Consider the following 10,346-nt stretch of genomic DNA (forward strand, 5'->3'; position numbering starts at 1 on the left):
CGCGCCATGACGCTTCAACAATCCCGCCGCCTGCAAAGCCTGTTGCTCGGCACCCTGGCCTGGGCCATTGCGATCCTGATTTTCTTCCCGATCTTCTGGATGGTACTGACCAGCTTCAAAACCGAAATCGACGCGTTCGCCACGCCGCCGCAGTTCATCTTCACGCCGACGCTGGAGAACTACCTGCACATCAACGAGCGCAGCAACTACTTCGCCTACGCCTGGAACTCGGTGGTGATTTCATTCAGCGCCACCGCCCTGTGCCTGCTGATCTCGGTGCCGGCCGCGTACTCCATGGCGTTCTACGAAACCCAGCGCACCAAGGGCACGTTGCTGTGGATGCTGTCGACCAAAATGCTGCCACCCGTGGGCGTGCTGATGCCGATCTACCTGCTGGCCAAGAGCTTTGGCCTGCTGGATACGCGCATTGCACTGATCATCATCTACACCCTGATCAACCTGCCGATTGTGGTGTGGATGGTGTACACCTACTTCAAGGACATCCCCAAAGACATCCTCGAAGCCGCCCGCCTGGACGGCGCCACGCTGTGGCAGGAAATGGTCCGCGTGCTGCTGCCGATTGCCAAGGGTGGCCTGGCCTCCACGGTGTTGCTGTCGCTGATCCTGTGCTGGAACGAGGCGTTCTGGTCGTTGAACCTGACCTCGTCCAGCGCCGCGCCCTTGACCGCACTGATCGCCTCCTACTCCAGCCCCGAAGGTTTGTTCTGGGCCAAATTGTCTGCCGTCTCGACCCTGGCCTGTGCGCCGATCCTGATTTTTGGCTGGATCAGCCAGAAACAGCTGGTGCGCGGTTTGTCCTTCGGCGCCGTGAAATAACGGCTGTTCTCTAACAAAAACGAATTTAGACGTGGAGGCCCATCCCATGGCCAACCTGAAAATCAAGAATCTGCAAAAAGGCTTCGAAGGCTTTTCCATCATCAAGGGCATTGACCTGGAAGTGAACGACAAGGAATTCGTGGTGTTCGTCGGCCCGTCCGGCTGCGGTAAATCGACCCTGCTGCGTTTGATCGCGGGCCTTGAAGAAGTCACCGAAGGCACCATTGAACTCGATGGCCGCGACATCACCGAAGTCACCCCGGCCAAGCGCGACCTGGCGATGGTGTTTCAGACCTATGCGTTGTACCCGCATATGAGCGTGCGCAAGAACATGTCGTTTGCCCTCGACCTGGCCGGCGTGGACAAGAAGCTGGTGGAAAGCAAAGTCAGCGAAGCGGCGCGCATTCTCGAACTCGGCCCGTTGCTGGAGCGCAAGCCCAAGCAGCTGTCCGGCGGCCAGCGTCAGCGGGTGGCCATCGGCCGCGCGATCGTGCGTAACCCAAAGATCTTTCTGTTCGACGAACCGCTGTCCAACCTCGACGCCGCCCTGCGCGTGCAGATGCGCCTGGAACTGGCGCGCCTGCATAAAGAACTGCAGGCGACCATGATTTACGTGACCCACGACCAGGTCGAAGCCATGACCCTGGCGGACAAAGTCGTTGTGCTGAACAGCGGCCGTATCGAGCAAGTCGGCTCGCCGCTGGAGCTGTACCACCAGCCGGCCAACCTGTTTGTGGCGGGGTTTCTCGGCACGCCGAAAATGGGTTTCCTCAAGGGCAAGGTCACCCGTGTTGAGGGCCAGGGCTGTGAGGTACAACTGGACGCCGGCACCCGGATCAGCCTGCCGCTCAGCGCTGCCAGCTTGAGCGTGGGCAGCGCGGTGACCCTGGGCATTCGCCCGGAACACCTGGAAATAGCCGCGCCCGGCCAAACCACGCTGACTGTCACCGCCGACGTCGGCGAACGCCTGGGCAGCGACACCTTCTGCCACGTCATCACCGCCAACGGCGAGCCGTTGACCATGCGGATTCGCGGCGACATGGCCAGCCAATATGGTGAAACGCTGCACCTGCACCTGGACCCGGCGCACTGCCATCTGTTCGACACCGACGGCGTGGCCGTGGCCCGACCACTGCGCGCTGCCGCCTGATTTCGCGAGATATGTGATGAAACTGAATAAACAGAACCTCACCCAACTGGCGCCGCACGTGAAAATCCCGGCCTACGCGATTGCCAGCACTACGCAGGGTATCGCCCATATCGGCGTCGGCGGTTTTCACCGTGCGCACCAGGCGTATTACACCGACGCCTTGATGAATACCGGCGCTGGCCTCGACTGGAGCATCTGCGGCGTCGGCCTGCGTGCCGAAGACCGCAAGGCCCGCGACGACCTGGCCGGCCAGGATTACCTGTTCACCTTGTATGAGTTGGGCGATACCGACGACACCGAAGTGCGGGTGATCGGTGCCATCAGCGACATGCTACTGGCCGAAGACGGCGCTCAAGCGCTGATCGACAAGCTGGCCAGCCCCGAGATTCGCATCGTCTCGCTGACCATCACCGAGGGCGGCTACTGCATCGACGACAGCAACGGCGAATTCATGGCCCACCTGCCGCAGATCCAGCACGACCTGGCGCACCCTGAGTCACCGAAAACCGTGTTCGGCTTTATCTGCGCGGCGCTGACCAAACGCCGCGCGGCCGGCACTGCGGCCTTCACCGTAATGTCCTGCGATAACCTGCCGCACAATGGCGGGGTCACGCGCAAGGCGCTGCTGGCGTTTGCTGCCCTGCACAACGCTGAGCTGCATGACTGGATCAAGGCCAACGTCAGTTTCCCGAATGCCATGGTCGACCGCATCACGCCCATGACCAGCACCGCCCACCGTCTGCAGTTGCACGATGAACACGGCATCGACGATGCCTGGCCGGCGGTGTGCGAACCCTTTGTGCAGTGGGTGCTCGAAGACAAATTCGTCAACGGTCGCCCGGCCTGGGAAACGGTCGGCGTGCAGTTCACCGATGACGTCACGCCCTACGAAGAGATGAAGATCGGCCTGCTCAATGGCAGCCACCTAGCCCTGACCTACCTGGGTTTTCTGAAGGGTTACCGGTTTGTTCACGAGACCATGAATGACCCGCTGTTCGTCGCCTATATGCGCGCCTATATGGACCTGGACGTCACGCCCAACCTGGCCCCGGTGCCGGGCATTGATTTGACCCAGTACAAGCAGACCCTGGTGGAGCGCTTTTCCAACCAGGCGATTGCCGACCAGTTGGAGCGCGTGTGTTCCGATGGCTCGTCGAAGTTTCCCAAGTTCACCGTGCCGACCATCAATCGTTTGATCGCGGATGGGCGTGAGACGGAGCGTGCCGCACTGGTGGTGGCCGCGTGGGCGTTGTACCTCAAAGGTGTCGATGAGAATGGCGTGGCCTACACGATTCCGGACCCGCGGGCGCAGTTCTGCCAGGGCCTGGTCAGTGATGAGGCACTGATCAGCCAACGCTTACTGGGTGTTGAGGAGATTTTTGGCACGGCTATTCCCAAGTCAGCGGAGTTTGTGGCAGCGTTCGAGCGGTGTTATCAACGCCTTCGAGATCAGGGCGTGACGAAGACCTTGGAAGGTCTGCTCGCCAAGCTTAACTGACTAAATCGGATCAACATGTGGGAGCGGGCTTGCTCGCGAAAGCGGTGAGTCAATGAAGAATAAATTGACTGAAACACCGTATTCGCGAGCAAGCCCGCTGCCACATTGATCACATTTTCAATCCAACAATACTGCTGAGCACGCCACCATGACCCAGCAAAACCTCTACCTCGGCATCGACTGCGGCACTCAAGGCACCAAAGCCATCGTCCTCGACGCTTCCAGCGGCAAGGTGCTGGGCCTGGGCGCTGCCGCGCACACGCTGATCAGCGGCGCCAATGGCCGGCGCGAACAACACCCCAAGGAATGGCTGGACGCCTTCACCGAGGCCACTCACCGCGCCCTGCAACAGGCGGGCGTGGATGGCCAGGATATCCTCGGCATCGGTGTCTCCGGCCAGCAACACGGCCTGGTTTTGCTGGATAGCCAAGGCCAGGTGTTGCGCCCGGCCAAACTCTGGTGCGATACCGAAAGCGCGCCGGAAAACGATCGCCTGCTGGCGTATTTGGGTGGCGAGCATGGCTCGCTGGAGCGCCTCGGGGTGGCGATTGCACCGGGTTACACGGTGTCGAAGCTGCTCTGGACCCGCGAACACCACCCGGACGTGTTCGCCCGCATCGCCCATGTCCTGCTGCCCCACGACTACCTCAACTACTGGCTGACCGGCCGTGCCGTCGCCGAATACGGCGATGCGTCAGGCACCGGCTACTTCAACGTGCGCACCCGTGAATGGGATGTGGCACTGCTCAAGCACATCGACCCGAGCGGCCGCCTGCACGCGGCGTTGCCGGCGTTGATCGAAGCGCATCAGCCGGTTGGCACGATTCTGCCCGCCGTCGCCGAGCGCCTGGGCATCAACCCGAACGCCAGCGTCTCCAGTGGTGGCGGCGACAATATGATGGGCGCCATCGGCACCGGCAATATCGCCCCCGGTGTCATCACCATGAGCCTGGGCTCATCCGGCACCGTGTATGCGTTTGCCGACCAGCCGAATGTCAGCCCGCAGGCATCGGTGGCGACCTTCTGCTCCTCCAGCGGCGGCTGGCTGCCGTTGATCTGCACCATGAACCTGACCAACGCCACCGGGGTGGTTCGCGAGCTGTTCGACCTCGACCTGGCGGCGTTCAACGCATTGGTCGCCCAGGCCCCGATCGGCGCCGATGGCGTGAGCATGCTGCCCTTCCTCAACGGCGAACGGGTGCCCGCCCTGCCCCACGCCACCGGCAGCGTACACGGCCTGACCATGACCAACCTGACCCGCGCCAACCTGTGCCGCGCAGTGGTCGAGGGCACCACCTTCGGCCTGCGGTATGGCCTGGACCTGTTGCGCCAGACCGGCCTGCAAGGCCAGAGCATCCGCCTGATCGGCGGCGGCTCGAAAAGCCCGGTGTGGCGCCAGATGGTTGCCGATATCATGAACACCGAAGTGGTCTGCACCGAACAGAGCGAAGCGGCGGCCCTCGGCGCGGCGATCCAGGCCGCCTGGAGCCAGTCCGGCGAGCCCCTGGCCAGCCTGTGCGACAAATGCGTGAGCGTCGATCTGGCCAGCCGTACGCTGCCATCGGCCGACGATGTAAGCGCCTATCAACACGCCTACGAGCGCTATCAACAGCTCGTGGCAAGCCTTTAAGAGCGAACGACTATGTATCTGGTGTGTGGCGAAGCGCTGTTCGATTTTTTCAGCGAAGAGGATGCCAGCGGGCAGGCCTCCAAGGTCAATTACAAAGCGATTGCCGGCGGGTCGCCGTTCAACGTCGCGGTTGGGTTGCGTCGCCTGGGCATTGAGGCCGGGCTGTTCGGCGGGTTGTCCACCGACTTCCTTGGGCGCCGCTTGCTGCAAGTGCTCAGGGACGAAGGCGTGAGCGAGCAATTCCTGGTGGAGTTCGCGGCGCCGACCACGCTGGCAATGGTCGCCGTGGGTGCCAATGGCTCGCCGCAATACAGCTTTCGCGGCGAAGGCTGTGCTGACCGCCTGCTGGAGGTCGCGCACCTGCCGACACTGGGCGACGAGATTCGTGGGCTGCACATCGGCTCGTTTTCGCTGGTGGTGCAGCCGATTGGCGACACATTGCTGAGCCTGGTCAAGCGCGAAAGCGGCAAGCGCCTGATCAGCCTCGACCCCAACGTACGGCTGAACCCGCAGCCGGACATCCAGCTTTGGCGTGACCGCGTGGCCGAGCTGGTCAAGCACGCCGACCTGATCAAAGTCAGCGATGAAGACTTGCACCTGCTTTACCCCGATCAGTCGCCGGAAAGCGTGCTGCACGGCTGGCTGCAACACCGCTGCCAACTGGTGTTCCTCACCCGTGGCGGCGACGGCGCCAGCGTCTTCAGCCGCCAGCACGGCACATGGTCGGCACCGGCGGTCAACGTGGTGATGGCCGATACGGTCGGCGCCGGGGATACCTTCCAGGCGGCGTTGATTGCCTGGTTGACCGAGCAGCAGCTGGATTCGGTGGAAGGCCTGCACCAGCTCACCCATGCGCAGATCGACAGCATGCTGGGTTTTGCGATCCGTGCCGCCGCCCTGACCTGCAGCAAGACCGGGCCGGACCTGCCGTATCGCAACCAGCTCGGCTGAACACACGTTCATGAAGGTTTTGTCAGTTAGGCCGACATTAATCCAAGGTTAATCCCGCACGTTGATCGTGAACGTGACCGCACTCACCGCCCTGCGGGGCACGTGCGGCCGCCGGTGCATCGTGTTGATGCGCCCGCGAACGACTTGCGGAGAACCCTCATGAAACTGCGTACCTTGGTTTTTACCAGCACACTGGCCCTGGCAGCGGTCTCGGGCCTGGCCCAGGCTGACACCCAGCAAGCCGCCGGCAAGCCGGTGCCCTATCAATACGGCATGCCCTTGAACATCGACAAGGTGATCGCCATGCACGAAACCGACACCAATGAGTGCAAGGTCATCAATGCCGATATCAAGTTCGTCGATAAAGCCGGAAAAGTCGAAGATGTGGGCTATCGGAAGATGTCCGAAGCCTGCGACTTTCAGAATTGAGCCGTTGAAAGGCACGCGACAAGCCCGCGCACAAACGCGTAATCTTGCGGGCTTGTCACCAGGCTGAAAGGATTCGCCATGCCGTTGAGTTTCCGCACCCTCGCCACCTTTACCGCCCTGTTGTGCTTCACCCTTGCCCTGCTCTGGGGGTTACGCCCGGGCCTGCTGCTGTGGCTGTGGAGCGTTGAGTACTCCAGCGCTACCGGCCTGGTTGCACGCCGCAACGCTGCGTTGTTCCTGGCCATCAGTATCATGTTTTATCGCGCACGCCATGCCCCCTCTGACGCGACACGCCGTGCCCTGACGAGCGGGTTTGCCACCGGCTGTCTGGTACTGGCAGGGTTGGGGCTAAGTGAATGGATCAGTGGCAATGCAGGCCCTGGCATCCTGCTGGCGGTGGCCACAGAAGCCGTACTGGGCCTGGCGTTTATCCAGGCCCACAAGTCTTCGGTGATTCAACCTCAGGCTACAGGCTAGTAATAGCCGCGCTAGTAATAGCCGCGCGCGCCGACTCTTTGCAGTGCGGGTGTATGGGTATGCTTGAGGTCTTCGCGCAACCCGCTGATGAGATTGCAAATGGCCCGACTGCTGTCGAGTTTATCGGCGTTGATGCCTTTGACTTCCAAATCCACGCGGTCGCGGTCGCGGTCGTCATAGACCTTGATCGTCAGCGAAGCATCTTCGGCTTTGGTGCATTCACACCGTTTGGGCAGGAAACTTCCTTCAATAATGCTGCGAAGTTCTAATTCCGAAAGCATGGCCAACCTCTCCTTTTATGAGACTGCCAACAAATTATTGTGTATCCGGCAGACGCTTGCCTGCCACGCCTTACCGACCCTGGAAGGCGCTTACATTCACCAGCCTACTCGGCAAACCGGAGTCTTGTTGTAACTTTTCCTCATAAGTGGCGGGCCGGTTTATATAAGTCGGTTGCCTCAGGGCAAATTATCGTCGAACAGCGTCGATTAAACGTTTATGCACTAACTTGCACCTTGTGCCGCCACTCTTTCAGCAACATGTCGCAAACTATCAAAGTTGATATTGGCCCCGGAATTCACCGCCACCAGGGTCTGCCCGCGCATGCCGTGTTGCCCCACATAGCAGCAAATGCCCGCTACCGCCAGCGCGCCAGAAGGCTCGGTGATGGAGCGCGTGTCGTCGTAGATCAATTTGATGGCACTGCACAATTCGTCGTTACTGACGGTGATGACCTCATCCACCCAGTCGCGACAGATCTCAAAGCCGAAGGCGCCGATCTGCGCCACAGCGGTGCCATCGGCAAACCCGTCGACACTCGGCAGCACCACGCGCTCACCCGCACGCAGGGCCGCCAACAGGCAGCTGGAGCCTTCGGGCTCGACGCCGACGATGCGCACCTCGGGTCGCAGGTATTTGACGTAAACGGCAATCCCGGCGATCAGGCCACCGCCGCCCACCGGCACAAAAATCGCATCCAACGGGCCCTGTTGCTGGCGCAATAGTTCCATGGCCACAGTGCCTTGGCCAGCGATCACGTCCGGGTCGTCAAAAGGTGAGACAAACGTGCACCCCGAGGTTTCGGCCAATTGCAGCGCATGCGCCAGGGCAAACGGAAAGCTCTCCCCGTGCAGTACCGCCTCGCCCCCCCGCGAACGCACGCCCAGCACCTTCAACTCCGGCGTGCTGCACGGCATGACGATACGGGCCTTGATCCCCAGCTCCCGCGCCGCCAGCGCCACGCCTTGCGCATGGTTACCGGCCGATGCCGTCACTACACCGCGGGCTTTTTGCTCAGGCGTCAGTTGCACGAGCTTGTTGTAGGCGCCACGAATCTTGAAGGAAAAAGTCGGTTGCAGGTCTTCGCGCTTGAGCAGTACCTGGTTACCGAGCAACGCGGACAGTGCGGGGGCGACTTGCAACGGGGTACGCACCGCCAGGTCGTAGACCGGGGCGGCAAGGATCTTTTTCACGTAGTGCTCAAGCAGTCCGGGGTCGGCGGTGTGGGTCGCTGTGCAGGTGCTCATGGGTGTCTCCTGGCGTTTTGTAAAGGGCGCTGGAGACGGAAAAACAAAACCCGCCTCTAGGGCGGGTTTGGGTGCAGCCGTGCGCTATCCCGCCAAATGAGGAATGGCGGTAATAATGCTTGGCTGGCTGCGGAAGGCTTGAAAAGTCATGCAACGAAATTAACCGGCGATCACCCGGCAAGTCAATGCTCTACCGCCTTTCAGCGCGCCGGGGTTTACGAGCGATATACGAAACGTATACGCTTTGTATATCCACACAGCACAGTGAACCGCATGGGCATCGTCAAGATCACCGACCAACTACACGAACAGCTCCGCCTGGCCAGCGCCGCCATGGACCGCTCGATCAACGCCCAGGCCGAGTTCTGGATCAAGATTGGCCTGCTCGCCGAACTCAACCCGCAGCTGCCCTACAACGAGCTGATCAATAAGCTGTTGCTGGACAAACCCGACCTGATCCGGGGGCGCGGCTGATGATCAAGACTCCCGCTCAACTGGCCGTCATGCGCGAATCCGGGCGCCTGCTGGCCCAGGTGTTCACGATGCTCGACGGTTTTGTCGCCGCCGGACGCTCCACGTTGGAGCTGGACAGCGCCGTCGAAGCCTTCATCCGTAACGACTTGCAAGCCCGCCCGGCGAGCCTTGGGCAATACGACTACCCCTTTTGCATCAACACCTCGATCAATGAAGTGGTGTGCCATGGCATGCCCAGCGCCAAGGAAATCCTCAAGGACGGCGATATCATCAACATCGACATCACCCTGGAAAAAGGCGGCTTTATCGCTGACTCCAGCAAGATGTACATGATCGGCAACGTGGCGCCCAAAGCGCAGCGGTTGGTGGAAAAGACCTTCGAGGCGATGTGGGCCGGCATCCGTCAGGTTCGCCCCGGCGCGCGCCTGGGTGATATCGGCCATGCGATCCAGAGCCATGCGCAGGCCAACGGCTACAGCGTGGTGCGCGAATATTGCGGCCATGGTATCGGCCGTGAAATGCACGAAGAACCGCAGATCCTGCACTTCGGCCGCCCTGGCACCGGGCTCGAACTGCGCGAAGGCATGGTCTTTACCATTGAGCCCATGCTCAACCAGGGCAGCGCCAAAGTGCGCAGCCTCAAAGACGGCTGGACGGTGGTGACCAAGGACAACAGTCTGTCGGCGCAATGGGAACACACGGTCGCGGTGACAGCAGCGGGATTCGAGATACTGACCCTGCAACCAGCCGCCTGAATGACACACACGTGTGAGAGCTGGCTTGCCTGCGATACACGCGGCGCGGTGTTTCAGGCGCTCTGCGGTGATGCCATCGCAGCATAGGTGTCTACACATCTTTTTTTACGGGTTGAGTGCTGTGGTTGTCGGGGGGCACGCTGCGTACATATCCGTTGTTTGGGTCACGGCCGCAATGGGTACCGCCCTTACGGCGGGTCACTTTGGAAAAGCCCCAAAGTAACCAAAGGGCTCTTGCCCCACCACTCGGCACCTCGCCTAGGCTCGGTGTGCCCTCACTCCGGCTTTGGACCGTGGGCCGCCTCCATGGGCCATCCTTGGCCCATCGCGGCTAACCCGGCGTCCTGCCGGGTTACCCACGCTCCAAAGCCTGCGTTCGGCCAGCGTGGTTAACGGGGCGCCTAAGATCAAAATCAACAGCAGATCAAAATCAAAAGCAAAGCACGGCGGCCTAGTAGCCGACCTGAGTGGTTAGATCAAAAGCAAAACCGAGGCGGCCTGACAGCCGACCTGATCTTGGAAACTGAACTCAATCAACTGTGGGAGCGGGCTTGCTCGCGAAAGCGGTGTGTCAGTCAGCACATTTGTAACTGAACCACCGCATTCGCGAGCAAGCCCG

At 61.1% G+C, this 10,346-nt stretch carries 11 protein-coding genes; 9 read left to right on the top strand and 2 right to left on the bottom strand.

The genetic code is table 11. The annotated features are described in order from the left end of the window. Positions 1 to 6: 6 nt before the first annotated feature. From A7D21_RS27935 to A7D21_RS27965, 7 genes are all read left to right on the top strand, one after another. Positions 7 to 837 carry a carbohydrate ABC transporter permease gene (locus tag A7D21_RS27935; protein WP_005788583.1) on the top strand — a complete coding sequence of 277 codons (831 nt, stop codon included), beginning with the start codon at positions 7 to 9 and terminating at the stop codon, positions 835 to 837. 46 nt (positions 838 to 883) lie between these two features. Next, a complete protein-coding gene (locus A7D21_RS27940) occupies positions 884 to 1,987 on the top strand; it encodes an ABC transporter ATP-binding protein (protein ID WP_053256336.1) in 1,104 nt (367 codons plus the stop codon). A 16-nt stretch (positions 1,988 to 2,003) separates the two neighbouring features. Further along, positions 2,004 to 3,485, top strand: a complete 1,482-nt coding sequence (locus tag A7D21_RS27945) for a mannitol dehydrogenase family protein (protein WP_069553208.1) — start codon at positions 2,004 to 2,006, stop codon at positions 3,483 to 3,485. Between the two features lie 148 nt (positions 3,486 to 3,633). Further along, positions 3,634 to 5,115 (top strand): xylulokinase, encoded by a 1,482-nt coding sequence (gene xylB / locus A7D21_RS27950; protein ID WP_069553209.1) that lies wholly within the window; start codon positions 3,634 to 3,636, stop codon positions 5,113 to 5,115. A 12-nt stretch (positions 5,116 to 5,127) separates the two neighbouring features. After that, positions 5,128 to 6,066 (top strand): carbohydrate kinase, encoded by a 939-nt coding sequence (locus tag A7D21_RS27955; RefSeq protein ID WP_069553210.1) that lies wholly within the window; start codon positions 5,128 to 5,130, stop codon positions 6,064 to 6,066. Between the two features lie 159 nt (positions 6,067 to 6,225). After that, positions 6,226 to 6,495, top strand: coding sequence for a DUF2790 domain-containing protein (locus A7D21_RS27960; RefSeq protein WP_053256340.1), 270 nt, complete (start codon positions 6,226 to 6,228; stop codon positions 6,493 to 6,495). A 78-nt stretch (positions 6,496 to 6,573) separates the two neighbouring features. Further along, complete coding sequence (locus tag A7D21_RS27965; RefSeq protein WP_069553211.1) at positions 6,574 to 6,972, top strand: hypothetical protein; 399 nt, start codon at positions 6,574 to 6,576, stop codon at positions 6,970 to 6,972. A gap of 11 nt (positions 6,973 to 6,983) precedes the next feature. Here the strand turns inward: A7D21_RS27965 and A7D21_RS27970 are convergent, their stop codons facing one another. Beyond that, positions 6,984 to 7,253 carry a DUF1652 domain-containing protein gene (locus A7D21_RS27970; protein ID WP_053256342.1) on the bottom strand — a complete coding sequence of 90 codons (270 nt, stop codon included), beginning with the start codon at positions 7,251 to 7,253 and terminating at the stop codon, positions 6,984 to 6,986. A 222-nt stretch (positions 7,254 to 7,475) separates the two neighbouring features. Beyond that, a complete protein-coding gene (ilvA, locus tag A7D21_RS27975; protein ID WP_083272254.1) occupies positions 7,476 to 8,498 on the bottom strand; it encodes a threonine ammonia-lyase, biosynthetic in 1,023 nt (340 codons plus the stop codon). Between the two features lie 273 nt (positions 8,499 to 8,771). On the opposite strand from ilvA, the gene A7D21_RS27980 reads away from it, so the two are divergent. Then, positions 8,772 to 8,972 carry a ParD-like family protein gene (locus A7D21_RS27980; protein ID WP_053256343.1) on the top strand — a complete coding sequence of 67 codons (201 nt, stop codon included), beginning with the start codon at positions 8,772 to 8,774 and terminating at the stop codon, positions 8,970 to 8,972. Then, on the top strand, positions 8,972 to 9,727 hold the full coding sequence (gene map, locus A7D21_RS27985; RefSeq protein WP_069553212.1) for a type I methionyl aminopeptidase: 756 nt from the start codon (positions 8,972 to 8,974) through the stop codon (positions 9,725 to 9,727). Before A7D21_RS27980 ends, map begins: the two co-directional genes overlap by 1 nt. Positions 9,728 to 10,346 lie beyond the last annotated feature (619 nt).

Origin of the sequence: Pseudomonas sp. AP19 (assembly GCF_001728855.1) — a bacterium.
Lineage (GTDB): Bacteria > Pseudomonadota > Gammaproteobacteria > Pseudomonadales > Pseudomonadaceae > Aquipseudomonas > Aquipseudomonas fluorescens.

Coding starts and splice junctions, on each gene's coding strand:
- ilvA (WP_083272254.1), bottom strand. CDS start 8,498: ATGAGCACCTGCACAGCGACCCACACCGCCGACCCCGGACTGCTTGAG.
- A7D21_RS27970 (WP_053256342.1), bottom strand. CDS start 7,253: ATGCTTTCGGAATTAGAACTTCGCAGCATTATTGAAGGAAGTTTCCTG.
- A7D21_RS27960 (WP_053256340.1), top strand. CDS start 6,226: ATGAAACTGCGTACCTTGGTTTTTACCAGCACACTGGCCCTGGCAGCG.
- A7D21_RS27945 (WP_069553208.1), top strand. CDS start 2,004: ATGAAACTGAATAAACAGAACCTCACCCAACTGGCGCCGCACGTGAAA.
- A7D21_RS27965 (WP_069553211.1), top strand. CDS start 6,574: ATGCCGTTGAGTTTCCGCACCCTCGCCACCTTTACCGCCCTGTTGTGC.
- map (WP_069553212.1), top strand. CDS start 8,972: ATGATCAAGACTCCCGCTCAACTGGCCGTCATGCGCGAATCCGGGCGC.
- A7D21_RS27955 (WP_069553210.1), top strand. CDS start 5,128: ATGTATCTGGTGTGTGGCGAAGCGCTGTTCGATTTTTTCAGCGAAGAG.
- A7D21_RS27935 (WP_005788583.1), top strand. CDS start 7: ATGACGCTTCAACAATCCCGCCGCCTGCAAAGCCTGTTGCTCGGCACC.
- A7D21_RS27980 (WP_053256343.1), top strand. CDS start 8,772: ATGGGCATCGTCAAGATCACCGACCAACTACACGAACAGCTCCGCCTG.
- A7D21_RS27940 (WP_053256336.1), top strand. CDS start 884: ATGGCCAACCTGAAAATCAAGAATCTGCAAAAAGGCTTCGAAGGCTTT.
- xylB (WP_069553209.1), top strand. CDS start 3,634: ATGACCCAGCAAAACCTCTACCTCGGCATCGACTGCGGCACTCAAGGC.